The sequence below is a fragment of the Streptomyces sp. NBC_00996 genome (genome assembly GCF_045162675.1).
Taxonomy (GTDB): Bacteria; Actinomycetota; Actinomycetes; order Streptomycetales; family Streptomycetaceae; genus Streptomyces.
Map to the genome: position 1 here is coordinate 6,309,689 of NZ_CP108723.1, position 19,001 is coordinate 6,328,689.

General features: G+C 70.8%; 20 protein-coding genes and 1 pseudogene. 9 read left to right on the top strand and 12 right to left on the bottom strand.

Going from position 1 to position 19,001, the window contains the following annotated elements; all coding sequences use genetic code 11:
* Positions 1 to 165 precede the first annotated feature (165 nt).
* The 5 genes from OG390_RS29670 to OG390_RS29690 all read right to left on the bottom strand — a co-directional run bounded on the left by OG390_RS29670 (position 166) and on the right by OG390_RS29690 (position 3,672).
* Positions 166 to 1,794 carry an alpha/beta hydrolase gene (locus OG390_RS29670; protein ID WP_406172523.1) on the bottom strand — a complete coding sequence of 543 codons (1,629 nt, stop codon included), beginning with the start codon at positions 1,792 to 1,794 and terminating at the stop codon, positions 166 to 168.
* Between the two features lie 168 nt (positions 1,795 to 1,962).
* Positions 1,963 to 2,196: a tyrosine-protein phosphatase gene (locus OG390_RS29675; RefSeq protein ID WP_406172524.1), complete on the bottom strand. Its 234-nt coding sequence runs from the start codon at positions 2,194 to 2,196 to the stop codon at positions 1,963 to 1,965.
* Positions 2,193 to 2,363 carry a hypothetical protein gene (locus OG390_RS29680; protein ID WP_369248323.1) on the bottom strand — a complete coding sequence of 57 codons (171 nt, stop codon included), beginning with the start codon at positions 2,361 to 2,363 and terminating at the stop codon, positions 2,193 to 2,195. The genes OG390_RS29675 and OG390_RS29680 overlap by 4 nt, the downstream gene beginning before the upstream one ends.
* Entirely contained in the window at positions 2,363 to 3,151 is a 789-nt protein-coding gene (locus OG390_RS29685; protein ID WP_406172525.1) for an SDR family NAD(P)-dependent oxidoreductase, read from the bottom strand. Before OG390_RS29685 ends, OG390_RS29680 begins: the two co-directional genes overlap by 1 nt.
* 185 nt (positions 3,152 to 3,336) lie before the next feature.
* On the bottom strand, positions 3,337 to 3,672 hold the full coding sequence (locus OG390_RS29690) for a YnfA family protein (RefSeq protein WP_406172526.1): 336 nt from the start codon (positions 3,670 to 3,672) through the stop codon (positions 3,337 to 3,339).
* Positions 3,673 to 3,831: 159 nt separating this feature from the next.
* Between OG390_RS29690 and OG390_RS29695 the strand changes: the two genes are divergently transcribed.
* Both OG390_RS29695 and OG390_RS29700 read left to right on the top strand, forming a co-directional pair.
* On the top strand, positions 3,832 to 4,302 hold the full coding sequence (locus OG390_RS29695) for a hypothetical protein (protein WP_406172527.1): 471 nt from the start codon (positions 3,832 to 3,834) through the stop codon (positions 4,300 to 4,302).
* Positions 4,303 to 4,909: 607 nt separating this feature from the next.
* Positions 4,910 to 5,407 carry a MarR family winged helix-turn-helix transcriptional regulator gene (locus OG390_RS29700; RefSeq protein ID WP_406172528.1) on the top strand — a complete coding sequence of 166 codons (498 nt, stop codon included), beginning with the start codon at positions 4,910 to 4,912 and terminating at the stop codon, positions 5,405 to 5,407.
* On the opposite strand, the gene OG390_RS29705 is transcribed toward OG390_RS29700, so the two are convergent.
* Positions 5,380 to 5,787 (bottom strand): winged helix-turn-helix transcriptional regulator, encoded by a 408-nt coding sequence (locus OG390_RS29705; RefSeq protein WP_399083404.1) that lies wholly within the window; start codon positions 5,785 to 5,787, stop codon positions 5,380 to 5,382. The two genes, OG390_RS29700 and OG390_RS29705, sit on opposite strands and share 28 nt — an antisense overlap.
* A gap of 124 nt (positions 5,788 to 5,911) precedes the next feature.
* Between OG390_RS29705 and OG390_RS29710 the strand changes: the two genes are divergently transcribed.
* Positions 5,912 to 6,802, top strand: coding sequence for an NADP-dependent oxidoreductase (locus OG390_RS29710; RefSeq protein WP_406172529.1), 891 nt, complete (start codon positions 5,912 to 5,914; stop codon positions 6,800 to 6,802).
* Positions 6,803 to 6,839: 37 nt separating this feature from the next.
* Here OG390_RS29710 and OG390_RS29715 read toward each other — a convergent pair whose 3' ends face one another.
* On the bottom strand, positions 6,840 to 8,261 hold the full coding sequence (locus OG390_RS29715) for an MFS transporter (protein ID WP_406172530.1): 1,422 nt from the start codon (positions 8,259 to 8,261) through the stop codon (positions 6,840 to 6,842).
* A 139-nt stretch (positions 8,262 to 8,400) separates the two neighbouring features.
* Between OG390_RS29715 and OG390_RS29720 the strand changes: the two genes are divergently transcribed.
* From OG390_RS29720 to OG390_RS29735, 4 genes are all read left to right on the top strand, one after another.
* A complete protein-coding gene (locus OG390_RS29720) occupies positions 8,401 to 9,522 on the top strand; it encodes an LLM class flavin-dependent oxidoreductase (protein ID WP_406172531.1) in 1,122 nt (373 codons plus the stop codon).
* Positions 9,519 to 10,160 (top strand): FMN reductase, encoded by a 642-nt coding sequence (locus OG390_RS29725; RefSeq protein ID WP_406172532.1) that lies wholly within the window; start codon positions 9,519 to 9,521, stop codon positions 10,158 to 10,160. The genes OG390_RS29720 and OG390_RS29725 overlap by 4 nt, the downstream gene beginning before the upstream one ends.
* 347 nt (positions 10,161 to 10,507) lie before the next feature.
* Positions 10,508 to 11,227: a response regulator transcription factor gene (locus OG390_RS29730; protein ID WP_406172533.1), complete on the top strand. Its 720-nt coding sequence runs from the start codon at positions 10,508 to 10,510 to the stop codon at positions 11,225 to 11,227.
* 90 nt (positions 11,228 to 11,317) lie between these two features.
* A complete protein-coding gene (locus OG390_RS29735) occupies positions 11,318 to 12,790 on the top strand; it encodes an ATP-binding protein (protein ID WP_406172534.1) in 1,473 nt (490 codons plus the stop codon).
* 175 nt (positions 12,791 to 12,965) lie between these two features.
* Here OG390_RS29735 and OG390_RS29740 read toward each other — a convergent pair whose 3' ends face one another.
* Positions 12,966 to 14,921 carry an amino acid transporter gene (locus tag OG390_RS29740; protein ID WP_406172535.1) on the bottom strand — a complete coding sequence of 652 codons (1,956 nt, stop codon included), beginning with the start codon at positions 14,919 to 14,921 and terminating at the stop codon, positions 12,966 to 12,968.
* A 255-nt stretch (positions 14,922 to 15,176) separates the two neighbouring features.
* Here OG390_RS29740 and OG390_RS29745 point away from each other — a divergent pair.
* Positions 15,177 to 15,923, top strand: a pseudogene (locus OG390_RS29745) (cytochrome P450); the annotation flags it as partial.
* On the opposite strand, the gene OG390_RS29750 reads toward OG390_RS29745, so the two are convergent.
* Both OG390_RS29750 and OG390_RS29755 read right to left on the bottom strand, forming a co-directional pair.
* Complete coding sequence (locus OG390_RS29750) at positions 15,805 to 16,572, bottom strand: transglutaminase domain-containing protein (RefSeq protein WP_406172536.1); 768 nt, start codon at positions 16,570 to 16,572, stop codon at positions 15,805 to 15,807. The pseudogene OG390_RS29745 and the gene OG390_RS29750 sit on opposite strands and share 119 nt — an antisense overlap.
* Positions 16,573 to 16,633: 61 nt before the next feature.
* Positions 16,634 to 17,371: a sensor histidine kinase gene (locus tag OG390_RS29755; protein ID WP_406172537.1), complete on the bottom strand. Its 738-nt coding sequence runs from the start codon at positions 17,369 to 17,371 to the stop codon at positions 16,634 to 16,636.
* 8 nt (positions 17,372 to 17,379) lie between these two features.
* On the opposite strand from OG390_RS29755, the gene OG390_RS29760 reads away from it, so the two are divergent.
* Positions 17,380 to 17,907 carry a GNAT family N-acetyltransferase gene (locus tag OG390_RS29760; RefSeq protein WP_406172538.1) on the top strand — a complete coding sequence of 176 codons (528 nt, stop codon included), beginning with the start codon at positions 17,380 to 17,382 and terminating at the stop codon, positions 17,905 to 17,907.
* On the opposite strand, the gene OG390_RS29765 is transcribed toward OG390_RS29760, so the two are convergent.
* Entirely contained in the window at positions 17,888 to 18,085 is a 198-nt protein-coding gene (locus tag OG390_RS29765) for a DUF397 domain-containing protein (RefSeq protein WP_406172539.1), read from the bottom strand. The genes OG390_RS29760 and OG390_RS29765 overlap by 20 nt on opposite strands.
* Before the next feature lie 10 nt (positions 18,086 to 18,095).
* The gene (locus OG390_RS29770) at positions 18,096 to 18,941 is read right to left on the bottom strand and encodes a helix-turn-helix domain-containing protein (protein ID WP_406172540.1); all 846 of its coding nucleotides are present in this window, start codon (positions 18,939 to 18,941) and stop codon (positions 18,096 to 18,098) included.
* Between the last annotated feature and the right edge of the window lie 60 nt (positions 18,942 to 19,001).

Below are 19,001 nucleotides of genomic sequence, written 5' to 3' on the forward strand. Positions count from 1 at the left end.
AGTCCAGCACTCCACCCGGCCGACGGGCCCCGGACTCCGCAGTCCGGGGCCCTCGCTGTGAGCGGGGGACTGGCGCCTGGTGGCAGAGCCGCGCGCCATGGATCCCGGGGAGCTCTGGAGCTCGATCGGGTCGGTGCGTGCCCTGGCTGCGGGGCAACCGCGTGCTCAGGAGACGATGCCGGCCATCGCTCCGCCGCCGGTGGAGACGCCGCCGCTCGGCTTGGGTGCGGAGAAGGGGGGCGTGTCCGGTCGGCACGTTGTTCCGACCGGTGGAAGGGTGCCGTCGATGAAGTAGCGGCTTTCGTGGGCCGCGATGCAGCTGCTGGGGTTGATCAGCGCGGTGTGCCCGTACCCGTTGTTGGTGAGCAGGCGGGCGTTGGCCAGTTCTTTGGCCATGGCCTGCGAGTTCGTGTAGGGAGTGGAGGGGTCGTAGGTGGTGCCGACCACCAGAAGGGGGTGCGCCGTCGGCTTGTTCCACGGGCCGCGGTAACGGTTGGCGGCGACCGCCGGCCAGGTGGCACACCCCTCGGCGGCCCAGGTCCAGAAGCGTCCGGTGTCGCCCGTACGGGTGGCGCTGGCCTCCTCCAAGGCGTGATAGACACCGGGGTCACGCGGATTGGGGCTGTCGGAGCAGAGCACCGCAGCGGCCTGTTCCTCGCCCACGTACGGATGCGGATTCGGGACCGGGGGCGCGGGTGGGAGTGGAGACGGCCCCGGGACGCGGCCCTGCCACAGGTCCTGCAGCCTGCCGGCGAGGTCCGTCCATCCGGGGTGGACGACGTAGAGGCTGTTCACCACGTCACTGACCGTACGGCCGTAGGTCCACGCGCCGACGGGATGGCCCCGGAGCCGCCGCACCAGCTGGTCGAACTTGTCCCGGGTCGCTTTCGGGCTGCCGGCGGAGAAGGCGCAGCGGGCGGTGGTGGCGGACCCGCACAGGGAGAGGAACCTGTCCAGGGTTGCCGCCACGGAGCGGTCCGAGCCCATGCGCAGGAATGTCGTGAGCCGGGGGTCGTCATCGGAGGCATGGTTCGTCCAGGCATGCGGGTCGATGTTGCTGTCGAGGGCCATGGCGCGGACCTTGCCGGGGAAGAGGTTGGCGTAGGTGGCGCCCAGGATCGATCCGTAGGAGATCCCGAGGTAGGTGAGTTGTGGGTCGCCCACCGACTGGCGGAGCTGGTCGAGGTCGCGAGCGGTGTCGGCGGTCGAGACATGGCGCAGGAGCTCGGGGTCACGCTGTCGGCAGCGCCGGGCCAGATCCTGGTACGCGGCGATCCAGTTCTTCCGCTCCTGTTCGCCGACCGGGAAGCCGGCCGGTCTGCTCGCATTCCAGGCGTTGGCCTCCTTGGGGCTCGCGAAGCAGTTCACCGCGGTGCTGTTGCCGACCCCGCGGGGGTCCCAGCTGACGATGTCGAACCGCTCCCGGACCTCCCGCGGGAAGAACTCGTAGTTCTGTGGCATCTGAATCGTTCCTGCCCCGCCGGGTCCGCCAGGGTTGAAGAACAGGGTGCCGACGCGCCGTCCCGGGCCGGTTGCCTTCCGCTTCACGACGGCCAGTTCGACGCTGCGGCCGCGCGGGTTGCGGTAGTCCAGCGGCACATTCGCGGTCGCGCAGTCGAACGGGCTGCCCTGAACGCAGGGTCTCCAGTCCAGCTTGGGGGCGGGCACCGAAGGTGTCGGCGTACCGTCGGCCGCGGCGAGGTCCGGCCCGGGCAGTGCCGTCCAGCAGGCCACCACCGCGGCGATGGCCGCGGCGCAACTCCGACGGCCCGCTATGGGTCCGGATATGTGCATGCCTTGTCCTTTCACGGCTGAGCGCCCGACGTCGCCCATGCGCTCGACGTCGGCACGCCTCCGTGTCCACAGCACCGCGGTCCGGCGACACGCGCGAGCCGGCCGCAGCCGAATGGCCGAGCGTGGATGTCGCCGGAGTCCCTTTTCTCCCCGTGGCCTGGCGGAAGGTCAGAGGGAGGGGGCGGAGGGTTCTTCGAGGAGGACTGCTCGGAGCTCGCTCGTGAATGTGGTGTCCAGGCCGAGGGCGCCCGTGACGTAGTTCTGTACTGAGCCGTGACGGGACTTCAGGGCCGACAGGAAGAGCGTCATGACCTCGGCGGGGGCGCTGCCGTATGCCGGCCAGGTCTGGGTGCGGTGCGGGTTCGTGGCGTGCCAGTCCGCCAGGAGGGCCGCCGCGATCACTTTGCGTGCGTCACGGCGTAGATCATGACGAACGCCACGATGTGGATGCCGAAGAGGAAGTAGGCCAAGAAGTACCAGACCTTGCGTTCGTTCCTCGTCTCCTCGGCCAGGCGGCGCTTCTCGAGGGAGTCCTCCGGGGTCTGCGGTGTCTCCGGCTGTTCTGTCATCACGACTCCCGGTGGATCTTCGTGTTCGACGCCTGCGCGCGGGGGCGTACTACCAGGAGGTCGATGTTGACGTGGCTGGGGCGGGTGATCGCCCAGGTGATGGTGTCGGCCACGTCGTCGGCGGTCAGTGGTTCGGCCACGCCCGCGTACACCTTCGCCGCCTTGTCCGTGTCGCCGCCGAAGCGGGTCAGCGCGAACTCGTCCGTCTTGACCATGCCGGGCGCGATCTCGATGACGCGGACGGGCATGCCGACGATCTCCAGACGGAGGGTCTCCGCGAGGACGTGCTCGGCGTGCTTGGCGGCGACATAGCCGCCGCCGCCCTCGTAGGTGCCGTGGCCGGCGGTGGAGGAGAGCACGACGACCGTGCCGTCGCCGCTCGCGGTGAGGGCGGGCAGGAGGGCCTGGGTGACGTTCAGGGTGCCGATGACGTTCGTCTCGTACATCTGGCGCCAGTCCGCCGGGTCGCCCGTCGCGACCGGGTCAGCGCCGAGCGCGCCGCCCGCGTTGTTGACCAGGACGCCGACCGTCTTGAAGGCGGTCGCGAACTCGTCGACCGCCGCGCGGTCCGTGACATCCAGCGCGTACGCCGCTGCCTGGTGGCCCGCCGCGTTGATCTCCTCCGCGAGCGCCTCGATGCGGTCCTTGCGGCGCGCGGTCAGCACGACGCGGTAGCCGGCCGCGGCGAGCCGCCGGGCCGTCGCCGCGCCGATACCGCTGCTCGCGCCGGTGACGACGGCGATGCGAGAGGGGGCGGACGGCGCGGAGGGCGCGGACGGCGCGGTCATTTTTGGCTCCTCGGGCGGGTGCTCGTGCGGTGCCGTACGAGACGTGTGCTCGTGCGGTGCGTACGGGCGTGTGTACGGGAATCCTCGCCAGGATAGGCAGGTGGTGGGCGTCGGCGTCGAGTTGTCCGGGCTCCGCGGCCGACGGGCGGTGGGGTGCTGTGACACCGTCGATGCGTGGTGCGGCGTCAGCTGCCGCGTGGCGCGTACATGATGACGGCCATTCCGGCGAGGCAGATCAGCGCGCCGGTGACGTCCCAGCGGTCGGGGCGGTAGCCGTCCGCGATCATGCCCCAGGCGAGGGAGCCGGCCACGAAGACTCCGCCGTACGCGGCGAGGATACGGCCGAACTCGGCGTTCGGCTGGAGGGTGGCCACGAAGCCGTACACGCCGAGGGCCATGACGCCCGCGCCGATCCAGAGCCAGCCGCGGTGCTCGCGTACGCCCTGCCAGACCAGCCAGGCGCCGCCGATCTCGAAGAGCGCGGCGAGGACGAAGAGAGCGGCGGACCGGACGATCAGCATGCGGTCACTCTCGCATGCGCTCGTGTGGGCGATTGCGTCACCTGATGGACGGCGCCTGTCGGCGGCCAGGGGTGGGATACATCCCGTGACGGTGGCCTGGTCACCCGACCGTGGCCTGATCACCTGACGACCTGTCGGCCTAGCGAAGGAAATGACGTCATGCGGATGGGGATGCGAGTGCTGGGCGTGGTGGGTTCGGGGGCGTTTCTGCTGGGGGGTGCGGCGGCGCCGGGCTTCGCCCTGGCTCCCGAGGCCGATCTCGCCTATCACGGGTACGTGTCCATGGCCGCCGGGAGCGTCGACGTCCGGTTCACTCCGCAGAACCACGGGCCGACCGCCGTTTCCGACGCGACCCTGCGGCTGCGCTGGTCGGCTCCGCTCGCGGATGGGCAGCGGCTGCCGAAGCAGTGCGCGCGGTCGGGGGAGCGGACGGTGGTGTGCCGGACGGGGGCGTTGGCCGCCGACGGGCTGGGGGAGGAGATCGGGGTGACGGTGCGGCTGGCGGGCGTGCCGTCCGAGGTGACTCTCGAGATCGACACGGTGTGGGGTGGCGGGGCGGTGGATCGCAACCATGCGAATGACCGGCAGCGGGTGTTGGCGCTGGATACGGGGGATTCGTATGTGTTCTAGCGGGGGTGCCTGCGTCCGTGCCTGTGCCCGTGCCCGCGCCCGCGCTCGTGCCCGTGCGCGTGCCCGTCCCGCGAAACCGTGCGCGTGCCCGTCCCGCGAAACCGTGCCTGTGCCCGTGCCCGCGCCTGTGCCCGCGCCTAACGCGATCGTGCCTGCGTCCGTGCCTGTGCCTGTGCCCGTGCCCGCGCCCGCGCTCGTGCCCGTGCGCGTGCCCGTCCCGCGAAACCGTGCCTGTGCCCGTGCCCGCGCCTGTGCCCGCGCCTAACGCGATCGTGCCTGTGCCTGTGCCTGTGCCTGTGCTCGTGCCCGTGCCCTGTTCGTGCCCGTGCTCGTGCTCGTGCCCCCGGGTCGGTGGGGGGTCGGGGCCGTGCCGGTACATCCGCCCGTCGCCGGTGGATCAGACGTTGGGTCGTGGGGAGCCGTTTCCAGCTCCGGACGTGAGCGACGGGCATTCGATGTACCGGCACGGCCCCTTCCGTGCGTTCGCGGCCGTGGGTGCGTGGGTGCGTGGGTGCGTTGGGGCCGGTCACGGGTCGGTGGCTGGCGCGTCCGTCGGATGTGTCTGCGTCGTACGATTTCTGTTCGGCGCAGAGGAAGGGTGTGCGTGATGACGGGGAACGTGCGAGGACGGCTGCTCGATGAGTTGTCCGTCGTGTCGCGTCGCTATATGGCGTCGTACGCGCTCTTCAACCAGGCCGTTGCTGATCATTTGAAACTGCACCCGACGGATCTGCAGTGCTTGAATCTGCTCAGCCTGGAGGACGGGGCGGTGACCACGGGGCGGATCGCCGAGCTGACGGGGCTCACGACCGGCTCGGCGACGCGGCTGGTGGACCGGCTGGAGAAGGCCGGGTATGTCGTGCGGGAGCGGGACGCGGTGGACCGGCGGCGGGTGCTCGTGGCGACCGTGCCCGAGAAGATCGCCCAGTTCGGGCGGATGTGGGACCGGCTGGGTGGCGGGTGGTACGAGCTCTTCGATGGGCTCGAGGATGCGGAACTCGCCCTGATCATCGGGCATATGCGTCGTACGGTCGACTTCAGCGCGGAGCAGATCGCGCGGCTGCGGGGCGGGGGCTTTCAGGAGGCCTCGGAGGACGCGTCGTAGCGGTCGCGTGCCTCGTTGACCTCCTCGATGTGCCGTTCCGCCCAGTCCTTCACGGCGGTGAGCAGGCAGCTCAAGTTCATGCCCAGGGGCGTGAGTTCGTAGTCGACCCGGACCGGTACGGACGGGGTGACGGTGCGGGAGACGATGCCGTCGCGCTCCAGTGAACGCAGTGTCTGCGTCAGCATTTTGGGGCTGACGCCCGCGATCTTGCGGCCGAGGTCGCTGTAGCGCATCGACCCTTCGGCGAGTGCGCTGACGATCAGGCTGACCCACTTGTCGCTGATGCGGTCGAGGAGCTGGTTGGTGGGGCAGCTCTTGATGAACGCGTCGTACTCGACGCGCGCCTTCTCGCGCCGCTGGGCCGCCGTCGTGGTCGCCATGGCTCACCTCCGGGTGACGTACGCACCTTCAGGTGCCTACTTACCGAGAGATAGTAACTCTTCATAGGGTTGTTGCAACGGGAAGGAAACCCGGGCAAAGCATCATTGAGTGGGGAGAGTTGCCATGCGCGCAGCGGTTGTGAACGCTTTTGGTGGTCCGGAGGCCGTGGAGATCGTCGAGGTCGAGGTGCCGGAGCCGGGTGCCGGGCAGGTGCGGATCAAGGTCGCGGCGGCCGCGCTCAATCCGGTCGACGCGGGGGTGCGCGCGGGCGGCTTCGGGGGTGCGGGCAAGCAGTTGGGGCTGGGGTGGGACGTGGCCGGGACCGTCGATGCCACGGGTGTGGCGACGGGGTGGACGGTGGGCGATGACGTGGTGGCGCTGGCCTACGGCCCCGCCAAGTCTCTTGGTACGCACGCCGATTACGTGGTCGTGGACGCCGGTGCCGTGGCCAAGGCGCCCGCTTCGGTGGACGCGGTGCAGGCGGCGAGCCTGCCGTTGAACGCCCTGACCGCCACGCAGGCCCTGGATCTGCTGGGGCTGGAGCCGGGGCAGAGCCTGCTGGTCACGGGTGCGGCGGGCGCGGTCGGTGGCTACGCCGTCCAACTCGCCGCGCACCGCGGGCTGTCCGTGACCGCCCTTGCCCGAGAGGTCGACGAGGAGCTCGTACGGTCGCTGGGGGCGGCCCAATTCGTGTCGGGTGCCGTGGCGCCGGGCAGCGTGGACGGGGTGCTGGACGCCGCGATCCTCGGTGCGGCGGCACTGGAGTGGGTGCGCGACGGCGGCGCGTTCGTGGGGGTCATCCCGGGCGCCCACCCGGCGTCCGTACGGGGCGTGCGGACCGGCTCGGTGGAGGTCGCCGCCGACGGGGCGCGGCTCGCGGAGCTGGCGGCGCTCGTCGACCAGGGGGTGCTGACGCTCCGGGTCGCCGAGACGTACGCGCTGGACGAGGCGGCCAAGGCGCACGCCCGGCTGGCGGAGGGCGGTCTGCGGGGGCGGCTGGTCCTGCAGCCCTGAGCGGCCCCGGGAAAGTGCGGGTGGGTCCCCAGGCCCCTCAGTGATGTTGTTCCTCCGGTGCCTTGAGCGGCAGCAGGCCCACGAGGGGGCAGCACAGGAGGGTGACGGCGGCGACGGCGGTGAGGCTCACGGCGGTGGCGTGGGTCTCGCCGCCGTTCGCCTTGAAGTAGACGGTGGTGACGGCGGCGGCGCCGATCGCGTTGGCGAGCTGCTGGACCGCGCCCAGTGAGCCGCCCGCGCTGCCGGCCTCGTCGGCGGCGATGTCGCCGATCGTGACGTCGTACACCGAGCCGAAGCAGGTGCCCATGCCGAGACCGACGACGAGCAGCGGCGGGACCAGGGCCCAGCTGCCGGTGCTCGTCCCGGAAGCGGCGACGAGGGCGAGCAGGTAGCCGGTCCCGGTGAGGGTGATGAGCAGGCCGATGAGGACGAGGCGGCGGCCCAGTGCGCCGATCAGTCGGTAGCAGGCGATCGAGGCGATGACGATGCCGGCGGACAGGGGCATCAGGCCGAGTGCGGCGCCCGCCGGGGAGCGGCCGAGGCCCCGCTGGAGGAAGAGCGAGACGACGTAGAGGAGTCCGGCGACCGCGGCGAAGAAGACGATGCCGAGGACGAGTCCCGAGGTGAAGCCCCGGTTGTGGAGGAGGGAGGGCTGGATCAGGGGGTTGGCCGCGTTGCGCTGGCGGCGGCAGAAGGCGCCGAAGAGGGCGACTCCGGCGGCGACGAGTGCGGTGCTCGCGGGGGTCCAGCCGTGCGCCGAGCCTTCGATGAGGCCGGCGAGCAGGCCGAGCATGGTGGCGCCGAGGAGCGCGGAGCCGAGGCCGTCGACGGTGACCGTGCGGTCGCCGGGGTCGCGGGGGAGCAGGCGGGCGGCGGCGAGGAGGGCGGCGCCGCCGAGGACGAGGTTGATGAGGAACATCGAGCGCCAGCCGAGGCCGGCGATGTCGGTGTCGATGAGGAATCCGGCGAGGATCGGGCCGCCGACGGCGGAGAGGCCCATCACCGGACCGAAGAGGCTGTACGCCTTGCCGATCTGGTCCCGGGGCCAGCAGGCGCCGAGGATGCCGAAGCCCTGCGGGATGACGAGCGCGCCGAAGGCGCCCTGTGCGAGGCGGGCGGCGACGAGTGTGCCGGGAGTCGGCGAGAGCCCGCAGGCGAGGGAGGTCACGGTGAAGCCGCCGAGTCCGGCGAGGAAGAGACGGCGGCGACCGTACTTGTCGCCGAGCCGTCCGCCGAGAACGAGGAGCACGCCGAGCGCGAGGGCGTAGGAGGCGCCGAGCCACTGGATGAGGCCGGCGCCGCCGCCGAGGTCTTCGGCGATGGTCGGGGCGGCGATGTTGGTGATGGTGCCGTCGAGGAGGTCCAGGACATCGGCGGCGAGGACCACCCCGAGGATGGCCCAGCGGGTGCGGGCGGGAGGATGCGAGGTTTCTTTTGTGTCATGCAGTATCTGTGTCACGCAGGTAAATCTGGCGCATGACGGGTGGGTGGGTCAAGCGATTAGCCGGAGGAGGTGCTCGGGGTGCGTGGAATAGCGGCCGGGGTGTGGTCGTTGGGGGGTATAGTTGAATCGTAAACAACTTGGAGGGTGAGCGACCATGCAGTTCGGGATCTTCAGCGTCGGCGATGTGACCCCCGACCCGACCACGGGCAGGACACCGACCGAGCACGAGCGCATCAAGGCCATGGTCGCCATCGCGCAGAAGGCCGAGGAAGTCGGCCTGGACGTCTTCGCGACCGGCGAGCACCACAACCCGCCGTTCGTGCCGTCGTCGCCGACCACCATGCTCGGCTACATAGCCGCCCGCACCGAGAAGCTCGTCCTTTCCACGTCCACGACCCTGATCACCACCAATGACCCGGTGAAGATCGCCGAGGACTTCGCGATGCTCCAGCACCTGGCCGACGGCCGGGTCGACCTGATGATGGGGCGCGGCAACACCGGGCCGGTCTATCCCTGGTTCGGGCAGGACATCCGCCAGGGCATCAACCTCGCCATCGAGAACTACGCGCTGCTGCACCGGCTGTGGCGCGAGGACGTGGTGACGTGGGAGGGCAAGTTCCGTACGCCGCTGCAGTCGTTCACCGCGACGCCGCGGCCGCTGGACGGCGTACCGCCGTTCGTCTGGCACGGCTCGATCCGCTCGCCGGAGATCGCCGAGCAGGCCGCGTACTACGGCGACGGCTTCTTCCACAACAACATCTTCTGGCCGGCCGACCACACCAAGCGGATGGTCGAGCTCTACCGCGAGCGGTACGCGCACTACGGGCACGGCACGGCCGAGCAGGCGATCGTCGGGCTCGGCGGCCAGGTGTTCATGCGGCACAACTCGCAGGACGCGGTACGGGAGTTCCGGCCGTACTTCGACAACGCGCCGGTGTACGGGCACGGGCCGTCCCTGGAGGACTTCACCGAGCAGACGCCGCTCACCGTCGGTTCGCCGCAGCAGGTGATCGAGAAGACGCTGTCCTTCCGCGAGTACGCGGGTGACTACCAGCGCCAGCTCTTCCTGATGGACCACGCGGGGCTGCCGCTGAAGACCGTCCTCGAGCAGCTCGACCTGCTGGGCGAGGAGGTCGTGCCGGTGCTGCGCGAGGAGTTCGCCGAGGGACGGGCGGCCGATGTGCCGCAGGCGCCGACGCATGCGGCCCGGGTGGCCGCCGCCGCTTCGGCGGCGTCGCAGGATTCAGAGGTTTCGGAGGGAGTGACCGTCGTATGAAGCTCGTCGTCGTCTCGGCGGGGCTGAGCGTTCCGTCGTCCACCCGGCTGCTGGGTGACCGGCTGGCGGCCGCCGCGGTCCGGGGGACGGCCGCCGACGTCCAGGTCGTCGAGTTGCGCGACCTCGCCGTCGAGATCGCCCACAACTTCACGAACGGCTTTCCCGGGCCGGGGCTGTCCGACGCGATCGACGCCGTGACGTCCGCGGACGGTCTCATCGTCGTCACGCCGGTCTTCTCCGCCTCCTACAGCGGGCTGTTCAAGTCCTTCTTCGATGTGCTGACCGTCGGGGACAAGGACACGCTCGCCGGGAAGCCGGTGCTGATCGCGGCGACCGGCGGTACCGGGCGGCACTCGCTGGTCCTTGAACACGCGCTGCGTCCGCTCTTCGCGTATCTGCGGGCTGTTGTCGTGCCCACCGGGGTGTACGCGGCGTCGGAGGACTGGGGAGCGGAAGGGCTGGCCGAGCGGATCGAGAGGGCGGCGGGAGAGCTGGCGCGGCTGATGGGGGCCCTGCCGACGGCGGCAGCGGCCCCGGTCAAGGCCGGGGTCGCGGGCAGGGCCGGGGTCCCGGTCAGGGCCGGGGGCGGCTTCGAGGTGATCCCGTTCCAGCAGCAGCTGGGGGCGTTGCGGCCGTAGGGGTGTCTCACCCCCTCCGCCCCTGCCCGACCCGAACCCGGGGCTCCGCCCCGGACCCCGTTCGCGCAGTTCCCCGCACCCCCTTTTCAGGGGCGCGGGGAACTGCGCAGTCTTTTGGCGGGGGTCCGGAAGCCGCCCCGGCCGCCCCCGAGCTCCGGCCGGCCCCGAGCCGGGGGAGCCTCGGGGCGGCCGGGGCGTGTCAGGGGCTCGCCCGTCCTGACATACGGGACACAGTGACCGGGGGAGGTAAGGCGACGCGCCCGGACGTGGTGAGAGGCGGGTAAGAAGGGTGGTCGCGGGAACTCTCATCAGGTGGTCCCCGGCCGAGGGCTTGGCAGACTGGTGGGGTGCCCCAGAATGTGCTGCTCGCCGAGGACGACCGTGCCATCCGTCACGCCCTGGAAAGGGCCCTGGCACTGGAGGGCTATGAGGTGACGGCCGTCGCCGACGGGGTGGAGGCACTGGCCCAGGTCCACCGCACCTCACCGGACGTGCTGGTGCTGGACGTGATGATGCCCGGCATCGACGGACTCCAGGTGTGCCGCGTGCTGCGTGCGGAGGGCAACCGCACGCCGATCCTGATGCTCACCGCGCTCGTCGAGACCGCGGACCGCATCGCGGGCCTGGACGCCGGCGCCGACGACTACGTGGTCAAGCCGTTCGACGTCGAGGAGGTCTTCGCCCGGCTGCGCGCCCTGCTGCGCCGCACCGGGACGGACGCGGCGAACGGCACCCCCGTCGACGTACCGCCGTTGAAGGAGCCCGACGGTCGGATCGTCGCGGCCGGGCTGCGCATGGACATCCAGGCGCGACGCGCGTGGCGCGAGCAGCGGGAGCTGGAGCTGACCCGGACCGAGTTCGAGCTCCTCGAACTGCTGGTCCGCAACGCGGGCATCGTCCTCGACCATGCCACCATCTACGACCGGATCTGGGGCTACGACTTCGGCCCCGGCTCCAAGAACCTCGCCGTGTACGTGGGGTACCTGCGGCGCAAGCTCGACGAGCCGGGAGCACCGGCGCTGATCCACACGGTGCGGGGCGTGGGGTACGTACTGAGGGAGGACTGAGTGCCGCCCGGCTCCAGCAGATCACCCGGCTCGCCCCGACCCACCTGGTTGCGCAGGCTGCTCCGGTCTGCCCGGCCCCGGTTTCGGCGGGTGTCCTCCCTGCGGGCCACGTTCACCGTGTCCTTCGCGGCTGTCGCCGCCGCCGTCACCGTCCTCGTCGGGTTCCTGAGCTACGACGCCGCCGCCCGGCTCGTGCGCGTGGACCAGCAGACCGTGTTCGCCGAGGTCGTGCAGGACCTGCGCGACCAGGTGCGTGAGCACCCGCTGCAGCCGGGCGACTTCGCCTCGTCCGACCCCGACCACGACGGGCCGCTCGACGACATCATCCGGCCGAGCCGTACGGACGTACAGGTGCTCGGGCCCGGCGGCGCGATCGTCGACCGGGGCAACCCGCCGCTGCCCGTGAACAGTCACGACCGGGCGATCGCCGACGACGGGACGGCGGGCAAGCTGGAGGAGCACAAGGAGGTCGACGTCGCCGGCGACCGCTACCGGGTGGCGACCGTCGCGCTCGGCGGCGCGCGGGGCGCCGTGCAGGTGGCCCAACAGTTCAGTGACACCGAGGATCTGCTGCGGGAGCTGCAGCAGCGCACCGTGCTGCTCGTCGGGGCGGTCGTGATCGCGGCGGGGCTGTTCGGCTGGTGGCTCGCCCGGCGGATAACGCGGCGGCTGGTGCGGCTTGCCGGGGCTGCCGAGGATGTCGCGCGCACCGGGCGGCTCGGCATCCAGGTGCCGGTCACCGGGCACGACGAGGTGGCCCGGCTCGGCCGCTCCTTCGACCGGATGCTCGGCCGGCTCGCCCAGTCCGAGGAGGACCAGCGGCGGTTGGTCCAGGACGCGGGACATGAACTGCGTACACCGCTGACCTCGCTGCGTACGAACATCTCCATGCTCCGCCGTATCGACGAGCTGCCGCCCGCCGCCCGCGAGGAACTCGTTGCCGACCTGGCTCTGGAGTCCCGCGAACTGACCGACCTCGTCAACGAGTTGGTCGCCCTCGCGGCCGGCCGGTCCGACACCGAACCCGTCCATCGGCTCGACCTCGCCGACCTCGCCGAGGACGTCGCGATCGTCGCCCGGCGGCGTACCGGGCGGGACATCACCGTGCGGGTGGGCGGTGACACCACGGTCGACGGGCGGCCCACCGCCCTGCAGCGGGCGATCTCCAACCTGGTCGAGAACGCGGCCAAGTTCGATCGGGCGGGGAAGGCGCCGATCGAGATCGTGGTCGAGGCGATGGGTGCCGGCCGTCGTGTCGCCGTCGATGCCGACGGTGGCCGTCCCGACGCCGACGCGGTCGCCGCGGCCGGTCGTCCCGGGCCGGTCCGCGTCGAGGTCCTCGACCGCGGTCCCGGCATCGCCGACGGCGACATCGTCCGCATATTCGACCGCTTCTACCGCGCCGCCGACGCCCGCAGCCTGCCCGGCTCCGGGCTCGGTCTGTCCATCGTCCGCGAGGTGGCCACCGCTCACGGCGGCACGCCTTTCGCCTTCCGGCGGGACGGGGGCGGCACGGTGATCGGGTTCACGGTGGGTGGGAACGGCCCGGCGGAAGAGGGCTGAGGTGCGTGGCTTCGTCGCCCCCGGCCGCCCCTGCCCGCCCCGACCCCCTGCATGTCGTGCAGTTCCCCGCGCCCGTTTCAGGGGTGCGGGGAACTGCGCAATCTTTCAGGGGGGTCTGGGGGCGCAGCCCCCAGGGATGGGACGGGCAGGGGCGGCGGGGGCGAAAACCGTTCCTCTAGCCGACGTGGACGCGCGGACGTCGCGAGCGGTTGGGTTCCGCTTCGCGGAGGACCTCTCGGGTGACGGGGGCGACCTCGCCCTGGCCGAAGAGGAAGAAGCGGAGGAAGTTGGTGAAGGGGCCGCCCTCGGTCCACTCGAAGTAGATGTGGGGGGTGCAGCCGGTGACGTCGCGGACGTGGAGGAGGAGGGCGGCCAGGGCGTTGGGGATGGAGGAGGATTCCAGGGTCAGGACGCGGTAGCGGCCGTGGAGGACCTCGCCGCGTACGTTCAGACCCGCCTCGAACTCCGAGGGGTCGAGGACGGTGACCTCCAGGAAGACGAAGTCCTCCTGGGCCGGCAGGTCGTTGTCCGCCCGGATCTGCTCGACCTTCTCCCGGTACTCGGTGATGTCGCGGTTGTCGGGCTCGTTGGCGATGAACCGGATCCGCCGGCTGGCGATGTCCCGTACGAACCGCTCGGCCATATCGTCCAGGGTCACGCTGGTGACGCGCAGTTCGAAGGCGCGGGCCAGCCGGGACAGGAGCGAGACGAGGATGATGCCGGCGATGAAGCAGGCGCCGATCTTGACGCCGTCGGGGCGTTCGATGACGTTCACGACCGTGACATAGAGCAGGACCGCGGCGACGATGGTGAAGCCGATCGTCCAGTTGCGCTGCCCGGCCTTGCGCGCGGCGATCGTCACCGCGATCGCCGCGGAGGACATCAGCACCAGGACACCAGTGGCGTACGCGCCGCCCTGCGCGTCGACGTCGGCGTCGAAGATCCAGGTGACCAGGAAGGCGACCAGGGTGAAGACGATCACCATGGGGCGGACGGCGCGTGCCCAGTGCGGGGCCATGCCGTAGCGGGGCAGATAGCGGGGCATCAGGTTGAGCAGCCCGGCCATGGCGGAGGCCCCCGCGAACCACAGGATGGCGATCGTCGATGCGTCATAGACGGTGCCGAAGGTGTTGCCGAGGTACTCGTGCGCCAGGTAGGCGAGCGCGCGGCCGTTGGCCTGGCCGCCGGACTGGAACTCCTTCTCCGGGATGAGCACGGTGGTGATGAAGCTGGTGGCGATCAGGAACACGCTCATGATCAGCGCGGCCGTGGTGAGCAGCTTCTTCGTGCCCCGGATACGGCCGGTCGGCTTCTCCTCGGTGTCGTCGGCATCGCCCTCGACGTGCGGCATGACCGCCACACCGGTCTCGAAGCCGGACAGTCCGAGGGCCAGCTTCGGGAAGACCAGCAGGGACACCCCGATCATGGCGAAGATGTTTCCGTGCTCGGCGGTCAGCGCGCTGGACCAGTCGGTGACCACATGGCCTGCGGTCATCACGTGCCACAGCCCCGTGATCACGACCACGGTGTTGAGCCCCAGATAGACCGCCACCAGGACCACGGCGACCCCGATCGCCTCCAGGAAGCCCTTGAGGAACACCGCGCCGAGCAGGGCGACGAGGCCGAGGGTGATCAGCATCTGCTGGTTGTGGAGGGTGGACGTCAGATGGGGGTTCTCCACCAGGTGGGTGGAGGCGTCCGCCGCCGAAAGGGTGATGGTGATCAGGAAGTCGGTGGCGGCGAAACCCAGCAGGGTGAGGACGAACAGCTTGCCCTGCCAGAAGGAGAGCAGCCGCTCCAGCATCGCGATGGAGCCCTCGCCGCGCGGGCTCTCCTCGGCCACCCGCCGGTAGACGGGCAGTGCGCCCGCCAGGGTGACTATGACGAGCACGATGGTGGCCACGGGGGACAGCAGACCGGCCGCGAGGGCGGCGATGCCCGGCTGGTAGCCGAGGGTGGAGAAGTAGTCGACGCCGGTCAGGCACATCACCCGCCACCAGCGCTGTCCCTTGTGCGCGTGCTCCGTCTCGACGGCCCGCTGCCCCTGCTGGTGCTTGGCCATGTCGGACAGGCCTTCCAGCATCCACCCACGCAGGCGGCTCGCGCGGGCGTCGTGGTCCGTGGCGGCCATCGGCGTGCTCCTGACGTACGGCTCTTCGAAAGTTTCCGGCCATCGAGGACACGGCAGGACCAGCGTATGCAGAGAGTGATCCCCGGGCCCACGGATAGCTGGGCCGAACGCGTCAAGGCTGCGTTAAGACCTGCCGGTCGCGAAGACCTGCCGGTCCCGGACTGGACTCTCACGGGTCACGCTTCCCGGGCCGTGAAACCGCCGTGAAACCGTGCTGATCCGTCCTCCCCGCACCATGCGGAGCAGTGCACAGCCAGGTGTACCGAAACCGAACACGGCCTTCTCGACCGCCGTGCCGCCGAGCGGGCCGAGGACCTGGCCTCCGATCTGCTGCGCTCCAGCGCGGAGGCGGAGGAGGGGCAGCGGCTGACCCGGCAGGAGATGATCGCCTTGGTCTTCCTGCCGATCAACACGGGGATCGCGCCGCCGGCGTTCTTCCTCACCGACGCGGTGCTCGCGCTGCTCGACCGCCCGCAGGAGGTGGCACGGCTGCGCGCCGAGCCCGGACTGCTGCCGGGCGCCGTGCAGGAGCTGCTGCGGTATGTGTCCGCGGTCCGCGTCGGCGCCACCCTGTACGCCACCGAGGACGTGGAACTGGGTGGAGTCCTGGTACGTCGCGGAGAGGGTGTGACGAGCGGGCTGCTCGCTGCCAACCGCGACCCCGGCACCCTCGCCGGCCCCGGGCGGCTCGACCTCACCCGGGAGGCCGCGCGCGGCGCCGGACACATCGCCTACGGGCACGGCGCGCACCGCTGCATCGGCGCCGCGCTCGCCAACCTGCAGACCGAGGTGATCCTCGAACAGCTGTTGCTGCGGCGCGAAGGATTCACCCTCGCGGTCGGGCGAGGCGACCTCCAGCGCATCGAGTTCGCGGGCGACGGCACTAGCCCATGGCGGTGCGCGCCCCCGCGCTCCACCGCCCCAGCACCGGTTCCGCAAGCGTCCGCGCCGGCAGGCACAACGTCTGCCCGTGTCGGGCGAAGAGTTCGTCGCGGGAGGTGAAGTGGCCAAGGTCCAGGCGGACTTGGGCGGAGAGGTCGCAGACCGTTCCGGGAGCGCCGACGCAGCTCGCGGGCGCCGCACCGTCCCAGTCGACCGCCGTACGCGCCACCGCGTCGAAGAGGGTCTCACCGCCCTTGTTGGTGAACCCGCCGGACGTCGCGCTCAGTTCGGTCAGGGTTCCGAACAGTTCGGCGATCGGGACCCATTCCCCTTCCAGGAGGAACTCGGGCCATGCGAGCAGGACTTGTTCCGGCACGAGCGGCTTGAGGCGAGGGAAGCGTGGGTACCAGAAGGAGCCGTCCACCAGCAGTCCCCGCACCCGGGTGGGCACGTCCAGCGCCCGCGCGACCGCTTCGAGCACCGCCATCCGCTGGCTGCACGAGCCGCGCCCGAGCTCCAGCGTCCGTGAGGCGCGGCGCAGGTCGTCCACGGAGTAGACGGGCCGCACCTCGCGCGCGATGATCCCGTGGGCCACGCGCAGCGCCTCGCGTGCGTCGCCGTTCCGCGGGATCCGCTCCACCAACGCCCGGACGGCCGGGTGTTCCCGGTCCAGGATCGCGGTGGGCCGGGTCGAGTCGCCTACGGGCTCGGGCGTCCCGGCCGGTGCGGCATCCGCGCGCCGACACGGCATCAACAAGCGGCTGGTCATGTCCGTCCCCCTGTCCCCGTGGGCCCATCCCTGCCATCGTCACACGGACCCGGCCCCGAGTTCAGGACCGCGGCAGGACCAGTCGGAACGTACAGCCCTTCCCCGGCGCGGTGTCCAGTTCCAGACGGCCGCCGTGCCCCCGCGCGATCGCGCCGGCGATGGCGAGCCCGAGCCCGCTGCCGCCCCGGCTGTGCGACCGGGACCGGGAACGGTCCACCCGGTAGAAGCGCTCGAAGGCGCGCCGGGCGTCCTCGGGGTCCAGGCCCGGCCCTTCGCCGGCGATCTCCAGCACGGCGGCGGTGCCGTACGGCAGCGGCGGCGACGGGCTGGTGAGGCCCGGCCGGTCCACCCCACCGGTGTCCGGGCCGACGCGAACCGTTCCGACGCGTACGTGGACGGGGGTGCCCGGAGTGTGCGTCCGCCCGTTGGACAGCAGGTTCTCGACGACCTGCCGCAGCCGGTGCGGATCGCCGACGGTCTCCACAAGGTCCGGCTCGTCTTCCTTGCGCAGCGGATCGAGGCCGATCGGGTGGCCGTCGCTGTCCAGGGCGGCGGCACTCACGGCGTCGACGGCCGGCGAGAGGAGGTCGACGGGTTCCCGGCGGTAGGAGGGCTCCTGGTCGAGCTGGGCGAGCAGTTGCAGGTCGTCGACGAGCAGGCTCACGCGTTCCGCGTTCTGGGCGATCAGCAGGTTCGCCTCGCGTCCGCCCTCGGCGGACTGCTGCTCGTGCCGGAGCGCCGGTTCGGCGAAGCCCTGCGGAAAAAAATACCGCCCTGCCGCGGGACGTAGCCCCGACACTGAACCGCATGACGACGCAACTGACCCGACCGTCCCAACTGACGGAACCACCGCGCCTGGTGTGGCCCACGGCAGCGGTGCGCGACTCCTACCTGGCCGGTGAGCGCGCCGACTGCGTGGCCGAGGGAAGGCCCATGGAACGGCTCGGCGCGGCGGCCGACGACTTCGACGCCTTCGTCGCACAGCGCCGCGGCGAACAGATCCGTTGGGGCGTGCCGTCCACCCTGTTCTGGTACGTCTCGGGTGAGCACTACATCGGCACGCTCGTCGTACGGCAGCGGCTGACACCGGAGCCGGCCGAGGCCGGAGGCCATGTCGGCTATCACGTCGTCCGGCCGTGGCGCCGTCAGGGACACGCGACGAGGATGCTCGCGGCGGGCCTCGCCGAATGCCGCAGCCTGGGCCTCGACCGCGTCCTGCTGACCTGCGACGTCGACAACGAAGCGTCACATCGGGTGATACGGGCCAACGGCGGGGTCCCCGACGGCCGGATGCACGGCGAGGACCGTTTCTGGATCACCCTGGAGGCCGCCTGATCCTGATCACCGCGTCGAGCAGGGCGCAAAGAGCGCCAGGGGTGGGGGTGAGGATCGTGGTGGGGCGGTCGCTTTCTCGGAGACAGAGGGTGGTGGGGGAGGAGGCTACTTCGATGCAGTCTTCGTCGCTGTCGCCCGAGGAGAACGACGACTTCTGCCAGTGGAGGGCCGAGGGCACGGGCTGCCTTTCAGAGTTGTTGAGCGATGGTCCGGATGAGGTCGAGGGATGGGGCGGGTGCGAGGGCGGTGCTGCCGATGCGCACAAGGCGGGTCCGAAGGCGGTCCAGCTTGGCGCCGGCGTCGACGAAGAGGCTTCCGTTGCCGGTGTCGACCTGTGCGGTGTCGAGCTGAGTCACCTTGCCACCGACGTACAGCAGCGACTGGCCGGCACCTGCGAAGTCGTCTGCTGTGAACGGGATGACCCGGATGGTGACCGACTCCCGCTCGGACTCCTCGAGGATGCGCTCCAGCTGGGTGCGGGCCGCCCTGGGACCGCCGACACGCAGACGAAGAGCTGCCTCATGGATGACGGCGTCGTACGGACGTCCGGCGTCGAGCACCTGCTGGCGGCGCAGACGGAACGCGATGTGCTCCTCCCGAACAGCTTCCGACAGCTCCGGTTCGGCGAATGACGAAGCCGCCCGGATGTGTTCTTCCGTCTGCAGGAGTCCTGGGATGTGCACGACCTGGAAGGTGCGGAGGCACGTGCCGTGGTGCTCCAGTTCAGCGAGATCAAGAGCCTTGGGGGGCACCTTGCCCCGACACTCCTCCCACCACCCTTTGTCCCGCTCGTTCGTCATCTCCACGAGGGCTTCGACGAGTTGGGCGTTGTCGCAAGCGTAGATCGCGGCGAGCCTGCGCACCCGCTCCTCGCTCACGCCATTCTTCCCGGTCTCGATATTGCTGATCTGTGCCTGGCTCGTGCCGAGGAACTCGGCGGCGTCACGGGACACCACACCCGCGGCTTCGCGCAACTTGCGCAGCTCCACACCGAGACGCCCCTGACGTGCGGTGGGGATGGTCCTCGGTGGCATGGCGTGCTCCTTGTGATCGCCCCTGAGTCTGCCGCCTCGTCGACTCGACCACCACGGAGT

What these genes read in the sequence shown, in the direction of transcription:
- OG390_RS29670 (WP_406172523.1), bottom strand. Translation starts at nt 1,794, where the DNA reads ATGCACATATCCGGACCCATAGCGGGCCGTCGGAGTTGCGCCGCGGCC.
- OG390_RS29680 (WP_369248323.1), bottom strand. Translation starts at nt 2,363, where the DNA reads ATGACAGAACAGCCGGAGACACCGCAGACCCCGGAGGACTCCCTCGAG.
- OG390_RS29685 (WP_406172525.1), bottom strand. Translation starts at nt 3,151, where the DNA reads ATGACCGCGCCGTCCGCGCCCTCCGCGCCGTCCGCCCCCTCTCGCATC.
- OG390_RS29690 (WP_406172526.1), bottom strand. Translation starts at nt 3,672, where the DNA reads ATGCTGATCGTCCGGTCCGCCGCTCTCTTCGTCCTCGCCGCGCTCTTC.
- OG390_RS29695 (WP_406172527.1), top strand. Translation starts at nt 3,832, where the DNA reads ATGCGGATGGGGATGCGAGTGCTGGGCGTGGTGGGTTCGGGGGCGTTT.
- OG390_RS29700 (WP_406172528.1), top strand. Translation starts at nt 4,910, where the DNA reads ATGACGGGGAACGTGCGAGGACGGCTGCTCGATGAGTTGTCCGTCGTG.
- OG390_RS29705 (WP_399083404.1), bottom strand. Translation starts at nt 5,787, where the DNA reads ATGGCGACCACGACGGCGGCCCAGCGGCGCGAGAAGGCGCGCGTCGAG.
- OG390_RS29710 (WP_406172529.1), top strand. Translation starts at nt 5,912, where the DNA reads ATGCGCGCAGCGGTTGTGAACGCTTTTGGTGGTCCGGAGGCCGTGGAG.
- OG390_RS29720 (WP_406172531.1), top strand. Translation starts at nt 8,401, where the DNA reads ATGCAGTTCGGGATCTTCAGCGTCGGCGATGTGACCCCCGACCCGACC.
- OG390_RS29725 (WP_406172532.1), top strand. Translation starts at nt 9,519, where the DNA reads ATGAAGCTCGTCGTCGTCTCGGCGGGGCTGAGCGTTCCGTCGTCCACC.
- OG390_RS29740 (WP_406172535.1), bottom strand. Translation starts at nt 14,921, where the DNA reads ATGGCCGCCACGGACCACGACGCCCGCGCGAGCCGCCTGCGTGGGTGG.
- OG390_RS29750 (WP_406172536.1), bottom strand. Translation starts at nt 16,572, where the DNA reads ATGACCAGCCGCTTGTTGATGCCGTGTCGGCGCGCGGATGCCGCACCG.
- OG390_RS29760 (WP_406172538.1), top strand. Translation starts at nt 17,380, where the DNA reads ATGACGACGCAACTGACCCGACCGTCCCAACTGACGGAACCACCGCGC.
- OG390_RS29770 (WP_406172540.1), bottom strand. Translation starts at nt 18,941, where the DNA reads ATGCCACCGAGGACCATCCCCACCGCACGTCAGGGGCGTCTCGGTGTG.